We start from the raw sequence: 23,858 nt of genomic DNA, 5'->3' as shown, positions 1-23,858 counted from the left end.
TTTTGCCCGTCACTGGGCAAAATCGGTCAGAACTGATATTCAACGGTGCCCTGCAACGTGCGCCCACGCCCCAGGGTGAAGGCCAATACGTCGCCCAGTGGCACCAGGTAGGCGCGGTCGGTGACGTTTTCCATGGCCAGGCGCAGGGTCAACTGCTCGGTGGCGCGGTAGCTGCTGTACAGGTCGTAGACGGTGTAGGGTTTCCAGTCGGCCGGATAGACACCGGTTTGCGAGGTGGTCACGCCGGCGCCACCTTTGACGTAGTAACCGCCGCTGTAGCGGGCACGAACCCCCACATCCAACGTGCGCTCGAAGAAGCGTGCGCCCAGCGTCGCGGTGCCACGGTCCATCGGCATGTGTTCGGAGGAGCCCAGGATCGCGCTGCAGCTCTGCCCCGCATTGGCCACGTCGTCCGGCACCATCGCGTCTACCGGCGCCCGGCTGCCCGGCCCTTTCTGGATCTTGGTGACGCCACCCAGCCACGCGGTCTTGCTGCAGAACGTATTACTGCCGAGCATGCGCGTGTAGTTGAACTGGCCGTAGGCAAACCCGGCGTCGTAATCCAGCTGATACTCAAGGCCGCGAAAACGCGTGGTTTCCAGGTTGTTCACATACGCCGCATTACCGATGTTGGCGATGCCATAACCGGGCGGCTGCACCCCCAGGGCCATATAGGAAAAGTCATCCACGCGGGTGTTGAAGTAGGAGACCTTCATGCCCACGCGGTCCTCGGCGAACAGCAGGTCTTCCTTCAGCACGTTGAAGCCGACCTCCCAGGCCGTGGACGTCTCGGGCTTCAAGTAAGGGTTGGGGAAAATCGATTCCGAACCGCCGCCATGTGGCCGGCCGCTGACCAGCGATTCGGTGACGGCCGGCGGGCGCCAGCCCTTGCCGTACGTGGCAAACAATTGCAGCCAATCCACGCCGGGCTTGACCGACAGGCCAAAGGTCGGCGAGAAATGCCCTTCCTCCCGATCCACGTCATAGGTCATGGGCAAGCCGACCTGCCGAGTGGTGCCGATAATGAAGGTACGGGTGTTCAGGCCGGTTTCACCGCGCAGCCGATAGCGGTCGTAACGCAACCCGGCCTTGAGGTTCAGCCAGTTGTCGTAGTCGTAGTCCAGGCGCGCGAACAGGCTGCCCATTGCCCGATCACCCTTGGGCGTGATGCTTTCCGCCGCCGAGGCCGTCACCGCCGAATCGGCGGCCACCATCTGGTTGGAGTCCGGCCGGACCTTGTCGTAGAAAAACTCCAGGCCATAGTTGGCCTTGATCACCGACAGTTCGCTCAAGGCAAAGGTCGAAATATTCTGCGCCTGCACACCATAGGTATTGGTCTGGTAGGTGACGTCATAGCCCTTGCTGCTGCCACGGGTCAGCGTGGTCTGGTCATTACGGGTGTCGACGTAATAAAGCTTGGCCTTGAAATCGATCAGCGGGTTGTCCGGCGTGTAGCTGTAGTCCAGCGCGAAGTTCTGCGCCGTGACGTTGCTGCTGCCGAGCTTCTCCCACAGCTGGGCTTTTTCGGCGGTCATCATGTTGACGTCGTCGTAATTGACTTCGGTGGTCAGGTAGCTCAGTTGCAGGCGCTGATCTACGGGCAGGTTCAGACCCAGCTTGAGCAGGCGCGAGCGCATCACCGAGCCGGTGTACTCAACGGTAGAGTTTTTGATCCGGTCTTCACTGGCCGGCAGGAAGGAACTGCCGGTGCGCAACTCACCGATGCTGCCCCGGGTGCCGGGTTTGTAGTCGCCGAGATGACGCTCACTGGCGGCCACCAGCATGTCCCACACATCGGTGCCCACGGCAAACGCCGAACTACCGATAAAATGCGTGCCGTTGCTGCGCCCGCCCAACCCGCTGGTCAAACGGATGCGCCCACCGATTTCCTTGCCGCCCTTGAGCAGGTCGGCCGCTTCCACGGTGCGAAAATTGGCCACCCCGCCGATCACCCCGGCGCCGCCCATCGTAGACGTGGCGCCCTTCTCGATCACCACCTCCGAGAGCAATTCCGGGTCGACATACAGCGTGCCATTGCGTTGCTGGTGACCACTTTGCTGGTAGTTCTGGCGCATGCCGTCCACTGACATGTTGACCCGGCCGTAGTCCTGGATACCGCGAATGTTCACCGACAGGCCAGGGTCTTGCTGGCTGACCGCCGAGTAGACACCCGGCGCCTCTTCGAGCATCTCGGCGGCATGCCGTGGCGGGTTGCGGTCCAGTTGCTCACGCCCGACCACACTCACCGAGCGTGGCGATGCATACACCCAGTCGTTGGGGTGCAGGCCGGTGATCGTGGTGGTCGCCAGCGCCAGTGCGGCGCCGCTCTGCTCCACGAGGGTCAGAGTGACTTGGCGCTCGCCATTGAAGCGATACTCCACTGGCGCATTCCCCAGCAGACGCGCCAACCCTTCCTGCACGCCGTATTGCCCCTTCACCGCCGTGCTCTGCAAACCGGCCAGGCGCTGGCTGTCGAACAGCACTTGCAGGCCGGCCTGGTCGGCGAATGCCAGCACGGCACTGCCCAGGGGTTGCGCGGGGATATCCAGCATCAGCACCGCAGGTTGCGCCGCATTCGCCTGAGACTGAGCAGCGAATACTGGAGCCACTGCGGCGAACAGGCCCAAGTGGATGGCCAGGGCTAACCGGCTTGCGGTGATACGCCCCTTGTTGAGTGCTGACATTTCTGTGGTTCCCTGCGTTGAGCGCTTTCTTGTTTATGCGAATGCTTCTCACCTAGCAAGACGTGCGACGCGCAGGAAGTCAGTAAGGTTTTTTGAAAGTTTTTCAGGAAGGGGGATTTCAGGCGGTGGGAGCAGGCCCCCACCGGGTCATCAATAGATCAGGCTGAGGCCTGCCAGGTCCAAGCGTTGCACTTGCAGTTCCTGGGTGAGCGTGTCGAGAGCGGTGTCGAGCATGTCGAGGCGGAACACACCGCTGACTTCACGATCGCCCAATGCCGAGTCGATCAACACCACGCGCCCGGGGCGGTAGCGGTTGAGCTGTTCGATGACGTTGGCCAACGGCTGGCGATCAAAGATCAACACACCGCGTCGCCAACTGGTGGCGCGCGCTACGTCGAGCTGGTCCAAAGGGACGATGCCTTCCTGAGTGCTGTAGCGTACGGCCTGGCCTTCTTTGACCACTCTGTCGGCCGGACCTTTTTTCGGGACAGCTTGCAGCGTGACCTCGACACTGTGCTCCAACACGCCGGTCCACGCCTGGCTATCGCCCTCGCGCTCCACCACAAACCGCGTGCCCAGCGCCCGGGTTTGTCCCCCGGCGCTCTGCACCACGAACGGTCGGGTTTCTTCGCCCACCCTCGGTGCCACATCAAAGATCGCCGAGCCTTGCAGCAGGCTGATTCGGCGTTGCACACCGTCGTAATCCAGGCGAATGGCACTGCCGGAATCCAGCTCGACCTTGCTGCCATCGGCCAGGTGCACGGTGCGCACTTCGCCTTTTTCGGTGATGTAGTCGGCCTGCATGCGCAGCAACAGGTCCGGCCCACGCCCCCAGCCGACACCGGCTACCACCACGACCAGCGCAACGGCAGCCGCACGTTGCCATGGCCGGCGCCGCCTGGTCCCGCGCACAGGCTGCGTCGCCGCCGACGGGCGCTGGCGGTTCACCGGCGGCTCCTTGTACACCTCGCCCAGTGCCGCCCAGGTCTGTTCGGCAAAGCGCAATGCCGCTTCGTGGCGGCTGTCGCAGGCGATCCAATGCCGCAACTCGGCCTGCTCCTGTTCGGTCAGGGCACCGGCGTGCAGGCGCACCGCCCACTCGGCGGCCTCCTCGGTAATGCTGTGCTGTTGCGGACCCTGGCTATTCACGTGTGAATCTCGAATTTTTCGTTATATAACGCTGTGACGAGTGAACGGGCGTTTTTCGGTAATTCATTCGTCGGATGGCGCCCTCTCGCCTTCCTGCAAGCGCTGCATCACGTAGGCCAACGCTTTGGCCAGATGCTTTTGTACTGAGCTGTCAGAGATGTCCAGGTGCCGGGCGACCTGGGCGTGGGTCATGCCTTCGATGCGGTTGAGACGGAAAATCTGCTGGGTGCGTTCCGGCAATTCCGCCAGTGCCTGCTTCAATGCCTGTCGCTGTTGCTGCGCCATTGCCTGAGCCTCCAACCCGGCCACGTCATCTTCAATCTCGGCCAGCGCCTCATGGGGCACGGAGTCTGTCTTGCGCCGCGCTTCCTGGCGAATATGGTCGATCAGCAGATTGCTCGCCGTTCGATAGAGATAGCCCTGGGAGTTGTCGATGCGCTCGCCGGCCGGCTTTTCCGCCAGGCGCAGGAAGCTCTCCTGCACCAGGTCTGCGGCCAATTGCGGGTCCCGTACCTTGCGCGCCAGATACCCGCGCAGGGTATCGGCATGCTTGAGAAACAGGCCTTTGAGATCCACGTCCGACAAACCGACTCCCTGGAATGTTAAGGAAACAGGCGGGCATCTTAAGCGTTGTCGAGAATGATTTTCAATTGATATCTAATCTGATCCGGCGGTATGAAAGGCCTGATTAACAGTTCGGTAATCGAACACATCCGCTGCGATCAATTGACCAAATTAACCAACCAGTACATTTTATCCCCACAACGAACAATAACTGTGGAGAGACGCCCCATGCCGCCTATCGTGCTGGTGCTCAACGGCCCCAACCTCAACCTGCTCGGCACTCGCGAGCCCGCCACCTACGGCCATGAAACCCTGGCTGATGTTGCTGCTTTGTGCGGCCGAAGCGCTGAACAGTTGGGCCTGAAAATCGAATTCCGCCAGACCAACCATGAAGGCGAACTGCTCGACTGGATCCACGGCGCCCGCGCCCGCTGCGCCGGTATCGTGATCAACCCGGCGGCCTGGACCCACACCTCGGTGGCGATTCGTGACGCGCTGGTGGCCAGTGAAGTGCCGGTGATCGAAGTGCACCTCTCCAACGTGCACGCCCGTGAAGCATTCCGTCATCACTCCTTTGTCTCGCCCATCGCCAAGGCCGTGCTCGCGGGTTTCGGCAGCCATGGCTACCACCTGGCACTGGAACACTTCAGCCAGTTGCTCAAAGGGTCGGCCCGATGAAACCGCGCATTCTCGCCGGCCTGATCGGCGCCGGTATCCAGGCCTCTCGTACGCCCGCGCTGCATGAACACGAAGGCGATGCCCAAGGCTTGCGCTACCTGTACCGCCTGATCGACCTTGAACCCCGGCACCTGGATATCCACGCCCTGCCCGATCTACTGCGCGCCGCCCAACTCATGGGCTTTACCGGGCTGAACATTACCTACCCGTGCAAGCAGGCGATCCTGCCGTTGCTCGATGAGTTATCCGACGAGGCCCATGGCATCGGCGCGGTCAATACGGTGGTGTTCAAGGACGGCAAACGCATCGGCCATAACACCGACTGCCTGGGATTTGCCGAAGGATTCCGGCGCAACTTGAGTGATGTCGCCCGCCAACACGTGGTGCAGATGGGCGCCGGCGGCGCGGGTGCGGCGGTAGCCCATGCGCTGCTGGCCGAGGGGGTGCAACAGTTGAGTATTTTCGACGTGGACCCCGCGCGCGCCCGCGACCTTGTGGATAACCTCACGCTGCGTTTCGGGCCGGGCCGTGCCCAAGTGGGCAATAACGTGAAAAACGCCGTGGCCGAGGCCGATGGCCTGGTGAACACCACGCCGATGGGCATGGCCAAACTGCCCGGCACACCAGTGCCCGCCGCCTTTTTACGGGCCGAACTGTGGGTGGCTGAAATCGTGTACTTCCCGCTGGAAACCGAACTGCTGCGCGATGCCCGTGCCTTGGGCTGCCGCACCCTGGATGGCGGCAACATGGCGGTGTTTCAGGCAGTGAAGGCGTTTGAGTTGTTCAGTGGGGAAGTGCCGGATGCCGATAGGATGCTGGCGCATTTCCAAAGCATGAATACCTGACTGAGTTGGAATAAAAATCCAAATGTGGGAGGGGGCTTGCCCCCTCCCACATTTTGAATGCATTCCAACCTGAAACTTCAGGCCTGGAGGTAACGCATCACCGAATCACAAATCATGTCCCGATGCCGCTGTTTAACCGCCTCATCCGACAGGTCGATCTGAAAAATCTCACTGAAGGTATGGCGGTTGGACACCCGGTAAAAGCTGAACGAGTTGATCAGCAGGTGCACGTCCAACGGTTCCAGCCCTTCGCGGAACAAGCCCAGCTCGGCGCCACGGCGCAAGGTCTCCCCCAACCCTTCAAGGATCTTGCTGTTCATCGCCTTGATGGTGTCTGTGCGCTTCACGTACTCGGCATTGTGGATATTTTCGATGCTGACAATGCGCACAAAATCCACATTCTGGTCATGGTGATCAAAGGTAAACTCCACCAGCCGCCGGATCGCTTCACGCGGTTCCAGGGCCGTGAGGTTCATGCGCGTTTCGGTGTTGCGGATGTCGCCGTAGAGTTTCTCCAGCACCTCGACGTACAACTGCTCCTTGCTGCCGAAGTAGTAGTAGATCATGCGCTTGGAGGTGTGGATGCGTTCGGCGATCGCGTCCACGCGAGCGCCGGAAAGGCCCTGCTGGACAAACTCGACGATGGCTTCCTGGAGTATGTTTTCGCGGGTCTTTTCCGGATTGTTCTTACGACTCTTGCGAGGTGCCTCGGTGGTCATGGTGCGCTCACGGCCAGTGTTATGCAGGCCGTGATTATGGGCCGCGACGCTCCCCGAAAGAAAGCACCGCAACCGTCGTTATAAACGTGCCTGGCGCACCGCACCGCTGCGCGATTTGGCCATGGCGGCCAGGCGCACCGCCACGTTGGCCGCGCCGTAGCCGGCATAACCGTTCTTGCGCTGGATGATCTCGAAGAAAAACCGCCCTTCGAAGGGTTCGGTGTACACGTGAAACAGCTCACCGCCTTGGGCGTCACGGTCGTACAGCACGTTGTAGTACGCCAGCTCACTGAGGAATTCATCGTCGAAATCGAAACGCGCCGCCAGGTCGTCGTAATAGTTGAGCGGGATATCCAGCAGCGGCACCCCGGCCTCCTTGGCGCGGCGCACTTCGGCGAAGATGTCCGCGCAGTCGAACGCAATGTGGTGCACGCCCGAGCCGCGATAGCTCGACAGCGCGTGGGAAATCGCGGTATTGCGGTTCTCGGAGATGTTCAGCGGCAGGCGGATCGAGCTGCAACGGCTGCGCAGCGCGCGGCTTTTCACCAGGCCGTAAGGGTCGGGCAGCACCACTTCGTCATCGGCTTCGAAATCCAGCAGGCTCTTGTAGAACAGCACCCAACTGTCGAGGCTATCGGCCGGCAAGGCCATGGCCATGTGGTCGATGCGCAGCAACCCGCCGCTGGATGACGCGGCGGGCTGCAGGTTGAAGTCGGTGTCGTAGAGCCCGCCTTCGCTCTGATCCACCAGGTAAATCAGGCTGCCATCCGGCGCACGCACCGCCGCCAGCTCCAGCTCATTCGGCCCGACCAGGCCGCGATACGGCTGGCCTTTGTACGCCACCGCCCGCTCCAGAGCCTTGGCGCTGTCCTTGACCCGAATCGCGGTGGCACACAGCGACGGCCCATGGGCTTCGAAAAAGTTGTGGGCAAACGAATAGGGTTCGCAGTTGAGGATCAGGTTGATATCGCCCTGGCGCAACAGGCTTACGCTCTTGGAGCGATGCTGCCCGGCCTTGACGAACCCCAGGCGTTCCAACCAGTGGGTCAGCTTGGCGCCAAGGCTCTCGTCCACGGCGAATTCGAGGAACTCGATGCCGTCGTATTCGCTGGCCGGCGGGGTATCAAACAGAATCTCCACCGGTTGCGCCGGTGCTTGCTGTTTCAGGCGTTCGCGGGTTTTCTCTTCCAGGTACAGCAAGGAGCGCAGGCCATCCGCCGCGTTCGCACGGGTGGGCGCGGCGCGGAAGCCGTCGTTGAAAATTTCCAGGGACAGCGGCCCGGTGTAGCCGCTCTTGATGATCGGCCCGAGGAACCCAGCCAGGTCGAATTCGCCTTGGCCGGGGAAGCAGCGGAAGTGCCGACTCCACTCCAGCACGTCCATGGCCAGGATCGGCGCGTCGGCCATTTGTACGAAGAAGATCTTGTCGCCGGGGATCTCGGCGATGGCGCTCGGGTCGCCCTTGAGGGACAGGGTATGAAAGCTGTCGAGCAATACACCAAGGCTCGGGTGATCGACCTGACGCACCAGGTCCCACACCTGTTGCCAGTTATTTACATGCTTGCCCCAGGCCAGCGCTTCATAACCGATGCGCAAGCCACGGCGGCCGGCATGTTCGGCGAGCAGGCCAAGGTCATCGAGCAAAATGCGCTCGTCGCCCACGCAATCGGCCGAGGCATTGCTGCACACAAGCACCAGGTCGGTGCCCAGTTCCTGCATCAAGTCGAATTTGCGTTCGGCACGTTCCAGGTTGCGGGCCAGGCGGTCACGGCGGCAGCCTTCAAAGTCGCGAAACGGCTGGAACAAGGTGATGGCAATGCCCAGGTCGGCACACATTTGCCTAACTTCGCGGGGGCTGCCGTCGTAATACAACAGGTCGTTTTCGAAGATTTCTACACCGTCGAACCCGGCGGCCGCGATGGCGTCGAGTTTCTCCGGCAGGGTTCCGCTCAAGGAAACGGTGGCAATAGAGCGTTGCATGGGCGACTCCCGGCATTTAAGGCGCGTCTTATTTACGGCAAATTATTGGCCGCTAAACTGTTCACAGCAATTAAAATGTACGAACCGGTTAGTTTTTGGTGCGATTATCGAACACAAAGCCGTTTTGGCGAATTGACGATTTTTTAGCCACTGCGCACCATCGATTCAGTAACAAGACCCAGAACACACCATAAAAATTTCAAAAAACGGGTACGACCTCATGCCTCTGCAAAACTCCGTCCTGGCCGACCGCCCGGACACCCCGCACGCCGGCATCGGCGACAAGATCCGCGGCGCCCTGGCCGTGGGTAAAACGCGCTGGGGCATGTTGGCCCTGGTGTTCTTCGCCACCACCCTCAACTACATCGACCGCGCCGCATTGGGCGTGATGCAGCCTATCCTCGCCAAGGAGATGAGCTGGACGGCGATGGACTACGCCAACATCAACTTCTGGTTCCAGGTCGGCTACGCCATCGGCTTTGTGCTGCAGGGGCGCTTGATCGACCGGGTCGGCGTGAAACGCGTGTTTTTCTGCGCGGTCCTGTTGTGGAGCCTGGCCACCGGCGCCCACGGCCTGGCCACCTCGGCGGTGGGCTTCATGGTCTGTCGTTTCATTCTCGGGCTGACCGAAGCCGCCAACTACCCGGCCTGCGTCAAGACCACACGCCTGTGGTTCCCGGCCGGCGAACGGGCAGTGGCCACCGGTATCTTCAACGCCGGCACCAACGTTGGCGCGATGATGACGCCGATGCTGCTGCCGTTGATCCTGCACGTGTGGGGCTGGCAGGCGGCGTTCCTGTGCATGTCGGCACTCGGCGGGATCTGGCTGCTGTTCTGGGGCTTGAAATACTTCAACCCGGAAGACCATCCCACCGTTAAACAGTCCGAACTGGACTACGTGCAGCAGGAAGTCGAACCAGAACAACCCCGCGTGCCCTTCAGCCGCATCCTGCGCATGCGTGGTACCTGGGCCTTCGCCCTCGCCTACTCGCTGACCGCGCCGGTGTTCTGGTTCTACCTGTATTGGCTGCCGCCGTTCCTGAACCAGCAATACAACCTGGGCATCAACGTGACCCAGATGGGTATCCCGCTGATCATCATCTACCTGACCGCCGACTTCGGCAGCGTGGGGGGTGGGATCCTGTCGTCGTTCCTGATCGGCCGTGGCATGAACTCGATCAAGGCGCGGCTGCTGTCGATGCTGCTGTTTGCCTGCTGCATCGTCGGCGTGATCATGGCGGCCGGCTCCAGCCAGCTGTGGGTCGCGGTGTTTGCCATCTCCCTGGCAATTGGCGCGCATCAAGCCTGGACCGCCAACATCTGGAGCCTGGTGATGGACTACACGCCCAAGCACATGATGAGCACAGTGTTCGGTTTTGGTGGCATGTGCGCGGCCATCGGCGGCATGTTCATGACCCAGATCGTCGGCCACATCCTCACGGTCACGAACAACAACTACACCGTGTTGTTCACCCTGATCCCAGCGATGTACTTCATTGCGCTGACCTGGATGTACTTCATGGCACCGCGCAAGATCCCTACCGTAGACGTTTGATCTATCGTCTCAGCTACCGGCGCCGCTGCTGCCAGGCAGCGGCCAGCCCGCTCATGCAGATCACCCCGATACCGACCACCGTGGTCAGGTCCGGGGTGTGGTTGAACACCAGCCAGCCCAACAACCCCGCGAACACGATCTGACAATAGCCGAACGGCGCCAGCAAGGCCGGTGCCGCGAAGCGGAACGCCTGGGTCAGCATCAAGTGCGCGGTCATCCCGCAGGTGCCCAGGGCCAGCATCAACACCCCATGCCACAGCGTCGGCACCTGCCAGAAGAACGGCACCATCGCACTCATCACCAGGGTATTGCACAGGCCGGCGAAGAAGTTGCTGGTGGTGGGGGTGTCGTATTGGCTGAGGATGCGCGTGAGCAGTTGGTAGAAGCAGAAGAACAGCGCTGAACAAAGTGGCAGCAAGACCGCCGGGGTGAACAGTTCGCCACCGGGGTGGATGATGATCAGCACCCCTACAAACCCGCAGATCACCGCCAGCCACTGGCCACGCGTCACATGCTCGCCGAGCAGCGGCACCGAGAGCGCCGTCACCAGGATCGGTGCGAGGAAGTTCACCGCCGTGGCTTCCGCCAGGGGGATGAAGTGCAGCGCCGAGGTGAAAAACAGGCTGGTGCCCAACAGGCATAACGCCCGCACCACCTGCATCCCCGGCCGTTTGCTGCGCAGCACGCGCAAACCCGATTGCGGCAGGAAAATACCGGCCATCAACAAGGTGTGCACCAGGTAACGCGCCCACACCACCATCACGATCGGGTAAAACCCGGCCAGGTATTTGGACAAGGCGTCATGGCTGGAGAACAGGAACGTCGCCAGTACAATCAGCAAAATGCCTTTGAAGGGGTGATTGACGCCGGAAAGGGGGGTGCTGACAGTCATGGAATTCTCTTGCGTGGCGAGCTGAACGCGTGGCACTCAACCCGGTAATCTAGCAGCCGGGCCTGCGTCTGCCCCTAGAGCATAACCAAACACCGTGCGAACAGCGCACTAAATCACCGGATTCGAGTCCAACGCTGCACGTTGACTGCCGTGTTGCACACTTTTTAATCAAGGCCTTGCCGCTATGAAAAAAATCCTCTTTGTTCTGTCTGCCCTTGCCCTGCTCACCGCATGCAACCAGCAAGAGGCGCCAGCCCCCAAGCCGGCCCCGGCGTCCGTACAAGCCACACTGGTGCCGGCAACGCCGCCCACCGACAAATGGGTCGGCAAGTGGATCGGCGTCGAAGGCCTCTACCTCACCATCGCCAAGGACGACAGTATCGGCCGTGGTCACTACATCCTGACCATGAAGTACGGCCTTGATGACGACGACTCGGGCACCTTCAAAGGTGAAGCCAACGAAGACGGCATCGCCTTTACCCGTCCGGACGGCCCGCAGCAACTGAGCGCCGGCGACGGCGAAGCCACCGGTTTGAAATGGTTGGCGGATAAAAAGGATTGCTTGATCGTCGATACCGGCGAAGGGTATTGCCGCTAATAACGGCCATACTCAACCCACATCCCTGTAGGACCGTTCATCAAAGAGGATTGCCCCATGCTATGGAAAAAAGGCCGACGCAGCGACAACGTGGTCGACGCCCGCGATGACAGCGGCGGCGGTGGGGGCGGTATGCGCTTTGGGGGCGGCAAGGGCCTGAGCCTCACGGCGATCGTGCTGATCGTCGGCATCGGCTGGCTGACCGGCCAGGACCCGATGCAGATCCTCGGCCAGTTGACCGGCCAGCTGGAACAGGCACCGTCAGTGAGCACGCAGACGCGCCAGGCGCCGCCGGCCAACGATGAGCAGGCGGATTTTGTCCGTGCCGTCCTGGGCGACACCGAAGACACCTGGGGCCAGGTGTTCCAGGAAAACGGCTTGGCCTACAAGAACCCGAAACTGATCCTGTTCCGTGGCCGGGTCAATTCCGCCTGCGGGGGTGCCACCTCCGCCAGCGGCCCGTTCTATTGCCCGGCTGACCAGCAGGTATACCTGGACCTTGATTTCTTCCGGGAAATGTCGCAACGCTTCCAGGCCGCCGGTGATTTCGCCCAGGCCTACGTAATCGCCCACGAAGTCGGGCACCACGTGCAGACCTTGCTGGGCATCTCGTCGAAGATCCAGGCGGCGCGCCAGCAAGGCCGGCAGATGCAAGGCGATGGCGGCCTGCTGGTGCGTCAGGAACTGCAGGCCGACTGCTTCGCCGGGGTGTGGGCCAACCGTGCGCAAAAGCGTCTCAACTGGCTGGAGCCCGGTGACATTGAAGAAGCACTGAACGCGGCCAACGCCATTGGCGATGACCGTCTGCAGCAACAGGGTCAGGGGCGCGTTGTGCCGGACTCGTTTACCCACGGCACCTCGGCACAGCGGGTTCGCTGGTTCAAGACCGGCTTCGCCCAGGGCCAGATCACTCAATGCGACACGTTTACCGCCAAGAGTCTTTAAATGAATAAACGATTGGGATGGCTGCTGGGCTTGTTAGTTACGTGTTCTACCTGGGCCGCCGAGCACGGCGTCAAGGACGTCAGCCCTGATCGTTTCCACCTGGAGGCCGGCGATCTCAGCCTGGGCTTGAGCCAGGACTGGCGCCAGCCGCTGCCCCAGGTCACCCGCGCGCTGATCATCGTGCACGGCCGCCTGCGCAATGCGCAGACCTACCTGCACAGCGCTGAAGACGCCGCCGAGCACGCCGGCCAGGCCACCAACACGCTGGTGATTGCACCGCAGTTTCTGAATGAGTCCGACGTCAAGCGCAACCATCTGGAAAACCAGGTGTTGCGCTGGAACGGCAATGACTGGATGGCCGGCGAGCCTTCCACCGGTCCGGGGCCAATCAGCTCCTACGGCGCCCTCGACCAGATCATCAAACACCTGGGCAACCGCAAGCTGTTCCCAGCGCTGAAAGAAATCGTGGTCGCCGGCCACTCCGGCGGCGGCCAGGTGGTGCAGCGCTTCGCCCTCACCGGCCACGACCACCCAATGCTGCAAACCGAAGGCATCAGCCTGCGTTACGTGGTGGCCAACCCCTCGTCCTACGCCTACTTCACCCCACAACGCCCGGTGAAGTTCGACATCGCCAGTTGCCCCGGCTTCAACGACTGGAAGTACGGCCTGCACAACCTCCCCGACTACGCCAAGGGCCAGAGTGCCCAACAGCTTGAGCAGGCTTACGTGTCACGCAACATCACCTACCTGCTGGGCCAGCAGGACACCGACCCGAACCACCCGGCGCTGGACAAAAGCTGCGCCGCCGAAACCCAGGGCGCGTACCGCCTGATTCGGGGGCGCAACTATTTTGACTACCTCAAGCAGCGGCATCCGCAGTTGAGCCATCAACTGGTGGAAGTGCCGGGGGTGGGGCATAACGGGGATGGGATGTTTACGTCGCCCGAGGGCCAGAAAGTACTGTTCACGCCATAACCTGTGGGAGGGGGGCTTGCCCCCTCCCACAGTTGATCTCTATTGCCTGGGCTGGATCATCTGGTGCAGCACCGCGCAGTCCGATGCATGCCAATCCGCCAACTCCGGCCACGGGTTCTCCGGCAGATTCACCAACACCGTCCGCGTCCCCGCCGCCCGGCCACAATCCAGGTCGAAACGGTAATCTCCGACCATCACCATCTCGCTGGGCGCAACGTCCCAAGCGGCTGCGAGTTTCAGCAAACCATCCGGATCAGGCTTGGGTTGCGCATCATCCCGCCCCAGCACGTCCTCGACGGCAAAGCAGTCCGCCAGGCCAATCGCCTCCAGGGTGATATGCGCCAACTCCCGCGCATTGCGCGTCAGGATGCCCAGGCGATAGCCACGCCCGGCCAGTTCGCGCACCAGGTCCACCGCACCGTCGGCAGCCACTGAACCCAACGCCAGCTCGCGCTCATGCTCCAGCAGCCAGGCATGCTTGGCCGCCCCAACCTGCGCCGGCAACGCTGCCAGGTGCGTGAGGATGTCGTCTTCGGGCGGGATTTCCAACGCTACGCGAATGGCCGCGAAATCATGCACCGCCACCGTGAGCGTGCCGTCCATGTCGAACACCCAATGTCTAACGTCCGCCAGGCTCATGCCCAATCCTTGCGATGGCGAATCAGGCCTTCCTGGGTCACCGAGGCCACCAACTGCCCGGCGCGGTTGTACACGCTGCCCCGGGAGAACCCGCGGGAATTGCCGGCCCACGGGCTGTCCATGGCGTAGAGCAACCAGTCATCGGCACGCAGGTCGGCGTGGAACCACAGCGCGTGGTCGAGGCTGGCGACCTGCATATCTTTCTGCCATACGGTTTTGCCATGGGGCAGCAGCGAGGTGGTCAGCAGGCCAAAGTCCGAGGCGTAGGCCAGCAGGTATTTGTGCAGCGCCGGCGCGTCGGCCAGGGCGCCGTCAGCACGGAACCACACGTACTTGACCGGGTCGGACGGCTGCGGGTTGAACGGGTCTTTTTCGGTGACCGGGCGCACTTCGATCGGCTTGGGGCACAGCAGCTTGTCACGCATGTGCTCGGGGATCAGGTGCGCACGCTGCTGGGTCAGTTCCAGTTCCGAGGGCAGGTTTTCCGGGCCGACCACCACCGGCATGGTGGTCTGGTGGTCGAAGCCTTGCTCGTCGTACTGGAACGAGGTGGTGCAAGTGAAGATCGGGTGGCCTTTCTGGATAGCGGTCACGCGGCGCGTGCTGAAACTGCCGCCGTCGCGAACGCGATCCACCGAATACACCACCGGCAATTTCGCATCACCGGGGCGCAGGAAATAACCGTGCAGCGAATGCACATGCCGCGCTTCTTCTACCGTCTGGCTGGCGGCCGACAGCGATTGGCCGAGCACCTGGCCACCGAACAGTTGGCGAAAACCCAGGTCCTGACTGCGGCCGCGAAAGAGGTTTTCCTCGATCGGCTCCAGGGTCAGCAGGTCCACCAGATCTTCCAATACTTGGCTCATTGAGCAACTCCTAAAATCTATCGGGCATTCCGGGCTGCCTATCCGTGCAGCGTGTCCAACCATTGGGCGCGGGTGATGCGGTACAAAACATGATGGCGCAGCGGGTCATCGGCTGCGACCTTGGGGTGTTCAAAATCTGCCTGGGGATCGTAATGCATACCGATGGCCTGCATGACTTTTTGTGATGGCAGATTGGCTTCCGTGGTGAATGAAACAATCTCGTCCAAGTTCAGACGATCAAAACCACAGCGCAATGCGGTCCAGGCGGCCTCGCTGGCATAGCCCAGGCCCCAGTGTTCGCGGGCCAGACGCCAGCCGATTTCTACCGCCGGGGTAAAGTCGGCATCGAAGCTGACATTCAGCAACCCGGTGAGGCCGATGAATTCCCCGGTGTCCTTGCGTTGCAAGGCCCACAGGCCAAAGCCGTATTCGGCGAAGTGGCCGCGAATCCGCCCGATCAACGCGGCGCTTTCCAGGTGGCTCAGTGTGGCCGGGAAATAACGCATCACCTGCGGGTCGGCGCACATGCGCGCAAAGTCCGGCAAGTCGCTGTCGCGCCATTGGCGCAATACCAAGCGTGCGCTTTCCAATTCGAGTATCGGCTCCATGGGTCCCCTCCCTTGCCATGTGCGTGAGTGTACAACGCGGGTAAGATGCGCCGCAGGTTCCCGTCAGAAAATCCCATGCCTTTGCCATTGATCTACCACGATGACTACAGCCCCGAGTTCCCGGCGGACCACCGGTTCCCCATGGACAAGTTCCGCCTGCTGCGCGACCACCTGGTGTCCACTGGACTGACTGAGGACAGCCAACTGCTGCGCCCGCAGCTGTGCCCGCCGGAAATTCTGGCCCTGGCCCATGACGCGGGGTATATCGAACGCTACATGGGCGGCGAGTTGTCCCGCGAAGACCAGCGCCGCCTCGGCCTGCCCTGGAACGAAGCCCTGGCCCGGCGCACCGTGCGCGCGGTCGGCGGTTCCATCCTGGCAGCGGAGCAAGCATTGGAACACGGCCTGGCCTGCCACCTGGCCGGCGGCACCCACCACGCTCACTACGATTACCCGGCGGGCTTTTGCATCTTCAACGACCTGGCGGTGATCAGCCATTACCTGCTGGCCAGCGGCCGGGTCAACCGCGTGCTGATCTTTGATTGCGACGTGCACCAGGGCGATGGCACAGCACGCATCCTCCACGACACGCCGGACGCCATCACTGTATCGCTGCACTGCGAAAAGAACTTCCCCGCCCGCAAGGCCCAGAGTGACTGGGACATCCCGCTGCCGATGGGCATGGGCGACGCCGACTACCTCAAGGTGGTGGACGATGCCCTCAGCTACCTGCTGCCGCTCTACCAGCCCGACCTGGTGCTGTACGACGCCGGCGTCGATGTGCACAAGGACGACGCCCTGGGTTACCTCAAGCTGACCGACCAAGGCGTCGCCGCCCGCGATGAAAGCGTGATGCGCCATTGCCTGGGCCGCGACATCCCGGTGATGGGCGTGATCGGCGGCGGCTACAGCAAAGACCGCCCCGCCCTGGCCCGCCGACACGGCATCCTGCACCACAGTGCGCAGCGGGTGTGGACGTCATCAGGTTGTCACTGAACTGTGAGCGTTACCCACAATGCCTGTGGAACCACCTGTGGATAACTTGAGCGTAAGGCGCTGAAAGCCAGAACCAGTATAGCCCGTAGGAAGCTGTACGTTTTTTAACCAGAATCCTTTCCACAACCGTGAAACGTTGTGGAACATGGCATTTATGGCCGTTTTGCAACAAAACTGCCGCACCCCGCCATCAACCTGAGGGCCTCTTCCGCTTTCAGAGTACCCAGCGATGGCAACCTACAAGATCGGCAGCAGCTCGACGCCCGGCAATGACGACGCCCTGAAGAAAGTCGCCGCCACCTTCGACGCGGCAATGTCCCGCGCCCTGTCCGGCTTCAAGGACGCCGCCCACCCCGGCAATTTCAAGGTGCTGGCGGTGACCGACAACCCTGCCCTCGCCTCCAGCAAGGCCGACGGCTACCGCATCGCCCAGGCCGGTGACACCGCACCGGGCCTGGATACCTACAAAGCCATCGGCCCGGCCGATGAAGTGGGGCCAGGGATGATTCGCTACGAAACCCTGTCGGGCGACAAGGTGGTCGTCAGCAAGGAAACCAACCTCGACCTGTACGAAAAAGTGAAGTCCGATGGCGAGACCTGGGGCCTGATCAACGACAGCAAGAACGCAGGTTATCGTCTGGCCGGGGCCGATGAAGCCGGCAGCGTGAGCCTGGTGGGCACGCCGGAAGAACTCGGCCACGGGCTGATCCGCTACGAAACCGCGTCCGGTGACAAGATCATCGTGTCCCAGGCTATCAGTCCCGACCTGTACGCCTCGGTGGTCAAGGAATCCAACGGCATTTTTGGCGTCGGCGGCGCCGTGGACACCAATTGGATCGACAACTCCAAATACGCCAGCGCCAAGGACTGGGACAAGATTGTCGGCAACACCAGCGGCACGCCGACTCAGGCAGAACGCGACCTCGACCGCCCGCGCGCCGCCTCGAAAATGCTTAGCGACAACTGGGACAAATGGGGCCTGCACGATCGCCCCATCGACTTCTCCAACCCGCCCGCCGACCTGCCGCCCGAAGCCCAGGCCTGCCTCAAATACCTGGCCGGCAGCCCGAGCCTGATGAACGCCCTGGACAGCGGTGGCCTGGGCAAAAGCGATGGGGTGATTACCCACGCGGATGTGGATAAATTCATCAGCCAATCGAACAAGGATCTGTCGGCCGCTTCGAAGTCTTACAGTACCTTCCTCAGCAAGAACCCGGATGCCACGAGCCTGGCCAAGGAAAACGCCAAGTCCGCCGCCATCGTCATGGCCAACATTTCCCTGGTGAGCAGCGCCGGCCCGGAGATGCAGGGCCCCAACCAGCGCGCCAACAACGGCAGTCTGAACACCGCCAACCTCAAGGCGATCAAGGATGACTCAGGCCTGAGCCCCGAGCTGACCGGTGCCGCGGGCTATTGGTCCACCCCCGGCATGCTGCGCACCCTCGACATGGCCGGCGACCTGCCCGCCACCGCGAAGGCTGACGGCATCACCCAACAGAAAAACATCGGCGCCTGGCTGGAAAACCAGGCGCCCAAGGACGACCACGGCGTGTTGATGATGCTCAGCAACGCCTCGGTGCGCAGCTCGGTGGCCGACGTCGACACCTCCAAGCTGACCAAGGACGTGCTCGAACACCCGGAGAACTACGACGGCAAAACCAAAGCCGCGGTGATGATGGAAATCAGCGACGCCCGCGCCCGCATGGCCGCCAGTGACAAAGTGGGCGACGGCGACCTGTACGCCGGGATCACCGCCGATACCCAATACCACCTCAACCCGACCAAATCCAAGGTCACCGACCAGCTCGACGCCGCCGTCGCCAAGCTTTCCAGTGACCCGGACGTGAAGACCTTCCTCTCGCAGAACCAGGCCTCCGGCATGCGCGATATCGTCAACAGTGACCCGGCGATCAAGCACGAACTGCAGGCCTACCAGGACGGCCAGATCAACAGCGGCAATGTGCTCAACACCGCCCTGGCCACCAAAGGGGCTGATGGCAAACCGCTGTCGTTGATCGACGCTCTGAGCCTGGCCGGCACCGACGCCACCCTCACCGACCTGGCCCTGGGTGGCGACGGCCATGTGGACCTCAGCGTCATTGCCGAAAAATCCGGCAAGTCCGGGGACATCGAGCAATTCTTCAAAGACCACATCCTCAACGGCAAAGACCTGCAAGACGCCCTCGCCCAGCCGAACGCCGACCCGATGACCGCCATCGGCCAATACGCGGCCAAGGCGGAGTTGCTCAAGGAGTTCCTCGGCGACAAGGTCTCGGCCCAGGATTCGTCGACGGTGCAGCAATACGTCAACCAGGCGGTGTCCGACTCCCTGGTCAACGGCGCCAACGACGACGTGCTCAAAGGCGCGTTCGGCGATGCCAATGGCAATTTTGACGAGGCCAAGACCACGGCCATCATCGACAAAGCCATGGCCGACGACCCGGACCTGTTCAAGGATGCCAGCAGTGTGCAGATCAAGCCGCAGGACGTGATCTCGTTGATCCGCTCAATGTGGGACGTGAACCGCCAGGGCCAGAAGATCAGCGACGTGCTGCCCAAGGCCGTCGATGGGCTGAAGCTCAACGCCAGTGACGCCTATAAACAGGGCCTGCTGCATATCGGCAGTGCGCTGCTGGCCGGCGGCGTACTGGCGGCGCGCTCGGCCACCGGCGGCAACAGCCCGGCGGACAACGCCGGGCGCGTGGCGGCGGGCATGCAGTTCGCCGGGCTGATCACCGAAGGCGGCACCAAGTACGCCAAGGAGGCCGGCTACGGCATGACCTGGAAACCCACGCCGATTGACCCGAACAAACCCCAGGGCATCGGCGACTTCCCCACCGGCAAAATGGTGCAGAACACCGACGGCCTCAACCGCCTGGGCAACCTGGGCAAGATCGTCGGCGGCACCGGCAGCTTCATCGGCGGCGTGTTCGGCCTGATCAGCGGGGTCAACAGCGCGTTTGCCGGCGACAACGTCAACGCCGGTTTCTCCCTCACCAGCGGCGCCCTGGGCACCGGCGCGGCGGTGGCCTCGATTATTGAAGGCGGCGCCGGCCTGTTCGGCGTGGCGGATGCGGCGGCGATTGCCGGCACCTTCGCCGGTGTACTCGGCTGGGCTGCGGCAGGCGTGGGCATCGTGACGTCGTTTGTGTTCCCGATCATCGAGGTGGTGAAGCGGGAAAAACAACAGGACGCGTTCTTTGGCAACCTGGTGCCGACCCTGGATAAATATGGCCTCACTGGCGGCCCGATCACCGACGCCGACCGCAAGGATGAGTACCCGCCTTACGCCAATACCGGTTTTGCCTGACCCATATGAGCCCGCTCGCCACTACAGATTTTCTACCCCCCGTAATGGCGCGGCATTGCTTACAATGGCCACCCTTTCGTTTTCACCAGGCTTGACGATGTCCGCTACTGCTCCTTCCCACGTTGCCATCATCGGCGGCGGCCCTACCGGGCTGATGGCCGCCGAAGTCCTGAGCCAGGCAGGCGTGCGGGTGGACCTGTACGACGGCATGCCGTCCGTGGGGCGCAAGTTCCTGCTGGCCGGCGTGGGTGGCATGAACATCACCCATTCCGAAGCGTACCCGGCGTTTCTTTCGCGCTATGCCGAACGTGCGCCGCACATGGCGCCACTGCTGCGTGGTTTTGGTGCCGAGGCGTTGTGCGAGTGGATTCATGGCTTGGGCATCGAGACCTTTGTCGGCACCTCAGGCCGGGTGTTTCCTACGGATATGAAAGCCGCACCGCTTTTACGTGCCTGGCTCAAGCGCCTGCGCGATCAGGGCGTGGTTATCCACACCCGGCATCGTTGGCTGGGCTGGAATGCCGAGGGCGGCTTACTTATCCACAACCCCGAAGGCGAAAAAACTGTCCACAGCGACGCCGTGCTGCTGGCCCTTGGCGGCGGCAGTTGGTCGCGCCTGGGCTCCGACGGTGCATGGCTCAAGTTGCTGGAGGATCGCGGCGTGCCTTGCACCGCGTTGCAACCGAGCAACTGCGGTTTCGAGGTGTCGGCCTGGAGCGAATTGATGGTCAGCAAATTCGCCGGCGCACCGTTGAAAAACGTCGCCATCGGGCTGGGGGATGACAAGCCTCGGCTGGGCGAATGTGTGGTCACCGCCACCGGAATCGAAGGCAGCCTGATCTATGCGCTGTCAGCGCCAATCCGCGAAGCGATCAACAGGGACGGCTCGGCCACCGTGCACATCGACCTGCTGCCGAGCAAGCCGCTGGACAAGGTCCAGGCTGCGCTGGCCAAACCCCGTGGCTCACGCTCAATGAGCAAACACCTGCACAGTCAGTTGGGGTTGGATGGGGTGAAGGCAGCGCTGCTGCGGGAGTTGACACCGGCCGACCACTTCAATGATCCGGCGCAGTTGGCGGTGGCGATCAAGGCGCTGCCCTTGACCCTGGTGAAGACCCGGCCGATGGATGAAGCGATCAGCACTGCCGGCGGCGTGCCGTTCGAGGCGCTGGATGAGCGGCTGATGCTCAAGCAGTTGCCAGGCGTGTTTTGTGCGGGGGAGATGCTGGACTGGGAGGCGCCGACCGGCGGGTATTTGCTGACGGGGTGTTTTGCCAGCGGCCGGGCGGCTGGGCGGGGGATGTTGGAGTGGCTTAATCGCTGAGATTTGCGCTGAATTCAAGACCGCCATCGGGGGCAAGCCCCCTCCCACATTTGACTGTATTCACACATCAAAGTGTGGGAGGGGGCTTGCCCCCGATGAGGCCATCAGCAGCGCCAAAAAATCATTTCTTCTTGCGCGGCCCGGTATTGAAAACTGGCACCTTGCGCACCGGCTTGATCGACGGCTCCACCGGCGCCGCTTCGCCGCTGTCCACCCACTTGCCCAGGTTGCGCTTACCGCCACCACCCGACGTTTTAGGTTTCTTCGGCTTTTTCGGCTTCTTCACCACCTGCCCGCTGGCATCGGTGTCCGGCACGCGGTGTTCCGGCTCGAAGTCCGGCTCCATCTTGCGGGTCAAGGTCTGACGCGTGAGCATCTCGATGGCCGACAGCATGTTCACTTCATCGGCACACACCAGGGAAATCGCCTCACCGGTGTTGCCCGCACGCCCGGTACGGCCAATACGGTGGATGTAGTCTTCAGCCACGATCGGCAAATCGAAGTTGACCACCAGCGGCAAGTCTTCGATGTCCAGGCCACGGGCCGCCACGTCGGTGGCCACCAGGATCTGCACGTCACTCGACTTGAAACGGTCCAGCGCACGTTGGCGGGTGGCTTGCGGCTTGTCACCATGGATGCCGTCGGCGTTGATGCCCAGGCCCTGCAACTTATCCACCAGCGCATCCACGCCGTTACGGGTCTTGGCGAACACCAGCACCTGTTTCCAGCGACCTTTGCGCATCAAGTGCACAAACAGCTCCGGCTTGCGCTTCTTGTCCACCGGCACCACCCACTGCTTCACGGTGTTGGCAGCAACGTTGCGCGGGCTGACCTCGATGCTCAGCGGATCGTTGAGCATCTGCCCGGCCAGCAGGCGGATATCATCGGAGAAAGTCGCGGAGAACAGCAAGGTCTGACGCTTTTTCGGCAGCATGCGGTAGATGTTCGCCAGCTCTTCGGAGAAGCCCAGGTCGAGCATGCGGTCGGCTTCGTCGAGCACCAGGGTTTGCAGCTGGTTGAGTTTCAGCGCGTTCTGGCGGAACAGGTCGATCAGGCGGCCCGGCGTGGCGACCAGGATGTCGACGCCCTTGCGCAGCTTCATCATCTGCGGGTTGATGCTCACGCCGCCGTACACCGCATAGGTGGTCAGCGGCAGGTGCTGGGCGTACTCGGCAACACTGGCGTGAACCTGCTCGGCCAGCTCGCGGGTGGGGCACAGAATCAGCGCACGCGCCGAGTTGGCGGCGACTTTCGGCCCTTCCATCGTCAGCAGTTGCAGGAGCGGCAAGGCGAAACCGGCGGTCTTGCCGGTGCCGGTCTGGGCTGCGGCCATCAGGTCGCGACCGGCCAGCACCGCCGGAATGGCTTGCGCCTGCACCGGCGTCGGGGTCTGGTAGCCAAGCGTCTCAAGGGCGCGCAGCAAGGGTTCGATCAGGCCAAGGGTGGCGAAAGTCATGTGTTTACCGTAGGAAAAATTCAGCGCAAGGTCGCAATGCGCCGCAGTTTACCTTATTTCCGGCTTGGGCTTGCGCCACTGGGGCAGGCTGATCAACAGCACCGCGCTGATAATCACCAGCATCGCCAGGGCTTCTTCGACGCCGATGGTCTCACCCACGAACACAATCCCCAGCAATACCGCCACCGCCGGGTTGACGTAGGCATAGCTGGTCGCCGCCGCCGGACGCACGTGCTTGAGCAGGTACATGTAGGCGTTGAAGGCGATGATCGAACCGAATACCGCCAGGTAAGCCAGGGCCAGCCAGCCCTCGATCGGTGGCACCGCGTGCAACCGCTCACCGGTCAGCGCACTGCCCACCAACAGCAGCGCACCGGCAATGATCATTTCCGCCGCGCTGGCCATCGCGCCCGCCGGCAACGGCAAGTGCTTGCTCCACACCGAACCGAACGCCCAGGACGCGGCGGCAAACAGCAACAGCATCGCGCCGGTCGGACTTGATTGCAGGTTGGAGCCCATGTTGAGCATGGCAATGCCGATAATCCCCAGCACCACCCCGGCCCACTCCAGGCGGGTATTACGCGCGCCCCAGAAATAGCCGCACAACAAGGTGAACAACGGCACCGTCGCCACCGCTAACGCCGCTACGCCGGACGCGACACCGGTGTGCTCGGCCACCGTCACCGCGCCATTGCCGAAGGTCAGCAGCAGAACGCCAATCTTCGCCGCCGCCTTCCACTGCACCCAGGTCGGCGCCGGTGCCCCGCGCCAGCGCAGAAAGCCATACATCGCCAAACCGGCCACCAAAAAGCGAATCCCGCCCAGCATCAACGGCGGCCAGTACTCCACGCCAATGCGGATCACCAGGTAGGTGGAGCCCCAAATCACATACAGCGCAAAAAAGGCAGCGATCAACGGTAAGGGAAAGCGACGTGGGCCAGGCATTGGGCAGCTCTAAGGCAGAGAGAAGAGAGGCTTATTCTAAAAAGGCAGGTCGATAAACATAAGTTACAAAACCTGTTTAAAACGCCATTACACTTTCCAAAGCATGGTTGTGAAGGCTATAAACCGTGCT

At 62.1% G+C, this 23,858-nt stretch carries 20 protein-coding genes; 9 read left to right on the top strand and 11 right to left on the bottom strand.

The features are described from left to right. Positions 1-26: 26 nt before the first annotated feature. The 3 genes from NL123_RS04070 to NL123_RS04060 all read right to left on the bottom strand — a co-directional run bounded on the left by NL123_RS04070 (position 27) and on the right by NL123_RS04060 (position 4,418). A complete protein-coding gene (locus NL123_RS04070) occupies positions 27-2,684 on the bottom strand; it encodes a TonB-dependent receptor (RefSeq protein WP_494357259.1) in 2,658 nt (885 codons plus the stop codon). A 150-nt stretch (positions 2,685-2,834) separates the two neighbouring features. After that, positions 2,835-3,833 carry a FecR family protein gene (locus tag NL123_RS04065; protein ID WP_494357258.1) on the bottom strand — a complete coding sequence of 333 codons (999 nt, stop codon included), beginning with the start codon at positions 3,831-3,833 and terminating at the stop codon, positions 2,835-2,837. A gap of 63 nt (positions 3,834-3,896) precedes the next feature. Next, positions 3,897-4,418, bottom strand: a complete 522-nt coding sequence (locus NL123_RS04060) for an RNA polymerase sigma factor (protein WP_058427728.1) — start codon at positions 4,416-4,418, stop codon at positions 3,897-3,899. Positions 4,419-4,625: 207 nt separating this feature from the next. On the opposite strand from NL123_RS04060, the gene aroQ reads away from it, so the two are divergent. Continuing rightward, complete coding sequence (gene aroQ, locus NL123_RS04055; RefSeq protein ID WP_010206717.1) at positions 4,626-5,075, top strand: type II 3-dehydroquinate dehydratase; 450 nt, start codon at positions 4,626-4,628, stop codon at positions 5,073-5,075. Further along, positions 5,072-5,920 (top strand): shikimate dehydrogenase, encoded by an 849-nt coding sequence (locus tag NL123_RS04050; protein ID WP_494357257.1) that lies wholly within the window; start codon positions 5,072-5,074, stop codon positions 5,918-5,920. The genes aroQ and NL123_RS04050 overlap by 4 nt, the downstream gene beginning before the upstream one ends. A gap of 77 nt (positions 5,921-5,997) precedes the next feature. On the opposite strand, the gene NL123_RS04045 is transcribed toward NL123_RS04050, so the two are convergent. Beyond that, positions 5,998-6,639 carry a TetR/AcrR family transcriptional regulator gene (locus NL123_RS04045; RefSeq protein ID WP_033897904.1) on the bottom strand — a complete coding sequence of 214 codons (642 nt, stop codon included), beginning with the start codon at positions 6,637-6,639 and terminating at the stop codon, positions 5,998-6,000. Between the two features lie 78 nt (positions 6,640-6,717). Then, on the bottom strand, positions 6,718-8,619 hold the full coding sequence (gene quiC / locus NL123_RS04040; RefSeq protein ID WP_494357256.1) for a 3-dehydroshikimate dehydratase QuiC: 1,902 nt from the start codon (positions 8,617-8,619) through the stop codon (positions 6,718-6,720). 220 nt (positions 8,620-8,839) lie between these two features. Here quiC and NL123_RS04035 point away from each other — a divergent pair, with 220 nt between their 5' ends. After that, positions 8,840-10,174: an MFS transporter gene (locus NL123_RS04035; RefSeq protein WP_248484746.1), complete on the top strand. Its 1,335-nt coding sequence runs from the start codon at positions 8,840-8,842 to the stop codon at positions 10,172-10,174. Between the two features lie 13 nt (positions 10,175-10,187). Here NL123_RS04035 and NL123_RS04030 read toward each other — a convergent pair whose 3' ends face one another. Next, complete coding sequence (locus NL123_RS04030) at positions 10,188-11,066, bottom strand: DMT family transporter (RefSeq protein WP_058427732.1); 879 nt, start codon at positions 11,064-11,066, stop codon at positions 10,188-10,190. A 184-nt stretch (positions 11,067-11,250) separates the two neighbouring features. On the opposite strand from NL123_RS04030, the gene NL123_RS04025 reads away from it, so the two are divergent. Genes NL123_RS04025 through NL123_RS04015 form a run of 3 tightly spaced genes read left to right on the top strand, consistent with a single transcriptional unit; the run spans position 11,251 to position 13,584 of the window. Next, complete coding sequence (locus tag NL123_RS04025; protein ID WP_248484748.1) at positions 11,251-11,664, top strand: membrane lipoprotein lipid attachment site-containing protein; 414 nt, start codon at positions 11,251-11,253, stop codon at positions 11,662-11,664. Between the two features lie 57 nt (positions 11,665-11,721). Then, complete coding sequence (gene ypfJ / locus NL123_RS04020) at positions 11,722-12,609, top strand: KPN_02809 family neutral zinc metallopeptidase (protein ID WP_058427734.1); 888 nt, start codon at positions 11,722-11,724, stop codon at positions 12,607-12,609. Then, positions 12,610-13,584 carry an alpha/beta hydrolase gene (locus tag NL123_RS04015; RefSeq protein WP_494357255.1) on the top strand — a complete coding sequence of 325 codons (975 nt, stop codon included), beginning with the start codon at positions 12,610-12,612 and terminating at the stop codon, positions 13,582-13,584. It begins immediately after the preceding gene. Between the two features lie 39 nt (positions 13,585-13,623). Here NL123_RS04015 and NL123_RS04010 read toward each other — a convergent pair whose 3' ends face one another. Genes NL123_RS04010 through NL123_RS04000 form a run of 3 tightly spaced genes read right to left on the bottom strand, consistent with a single transcriptional unit; the run spans position 13,624 to position 15,697 of the window. Beyond that, on the bottom strand, positions 13,624-14,223 hold the full coding sequence (locus NL123_RS04010) for an HAD family hydrolase (RefSeq protein ID WP_248484752.1): 600 nt from the start codon (positions 14,221-14,223) through the stop codon (positions 13,624-13,626). Beyond that, complete coding sequence (gene tesB, locus NL123_RS04005) at positions 14,220-15,089, bottom strand: acyl-CoA thioesterase II (protein WP_025858197.1); 870 nt, start codon at positions 15,087-15,089, stop codon at positions 14,220-14,222. The genes NL123_RS04010 and tesB overlap by 4 nt, the downstream gene beginning before the upstream one ends. A gap of 38 nt (positions 15,090-15,127) precedes the next feature. Beyond that, positions 15,128-15,697 (bottom strand): GNAT family N-acetyltransferase, encoded by a 570-nt coding sequence (locus tag NL123_RS04000; protein ID WP_494357254.1) that lies wholly within the window; start codon positions 15,695-15,697, stop codon positions 15,128-15,130. A gap of 75 nt (positions 15,698-15,772) precedes the next feature. On the opposite strand from NL123_RS04000, the gene NL123_RS03995 reads away from it, so the two are divergent. The 3 genes from NL123_RS03995 (at position 15,773) to NL123_RS03985 (ending at position 21,327) form a co-directional block, all read left to right on the top strand. Beyond that, positions 15,773-16,693 carry a histone deacetylase family protein gene (locus NL123_RS03995; protein ID WP_248484756.1) on the top strand — a complete coding sequence of 307 codons (921 nt, stop codon included), beginning with the start codon at positions 15,773-15,775 and terminating at the stop codon, positions 16,691-16,693. Between the two features lie 229 nt (positions 16,694-16,922). Further along, positions 16,923-20,003, top strand: a complete 3,081-nt coding sequence (locus NL123_RS03990) for a type III effector HrpK domain-containing protein (protein ID WP_494357253.1) — start codon at positions 16,923-16,925, stop codon at positions 20,001-20,003. A gap of 97 nt (positions 20,004-20,100) precedes the next feature. Beyond that, positions 20,101-21,327 (top strand): TIGR03862 family flavoprotein, encoded by a 1,227-nt coding sequence (locus NL123_RS03985; protein ID WP_494357252.1) that lies wholly within the window; start codon positions 20,101-20,103, stop codon positions 21,325-21,327. A 121-nt stretch (positions 21,328-21,448) separates the two neighbouring features. On the opposite strand, the gene rhlE1 is transcribed toward NL123_RS03985, so the two are convergent. Next, positions 21,449-22,783: an RNA helicase RhlE1 gene (rhlE1, locus tag NL123_RS03980; protein ID WP_248484769.1), complete on the bottom strand. Its 1,335-nt coding sequence runs from the start codon at positions 22,781-22,783 to the stop codon at positions 21,449-21,451. A gap of 48 nt (positions 22,784-22,831) precedes the next feature. Beyond that, complete coding sequence (gene yedA / locus NL123_RS03975) at positions 22,832-23,728, bottom strand: drug/metabolite exporter YedA (RefSeq protein WP_248484771.1); 897 nt, start codon at positions 23,726-23,728, stop codon at positions 22,832-22,834. Positions 23,729-23,858 lie beyond the last annotated feature (130 nt).

This window comes from Pseudomonas sp. FBCC-B1565 (assembly GCF_059133265.1).
The sequence above is the reverse complement of the archived record's forward strand: the minus strand, read 5'-3'. Positions and strand labels throughout refer to the sequence as shown.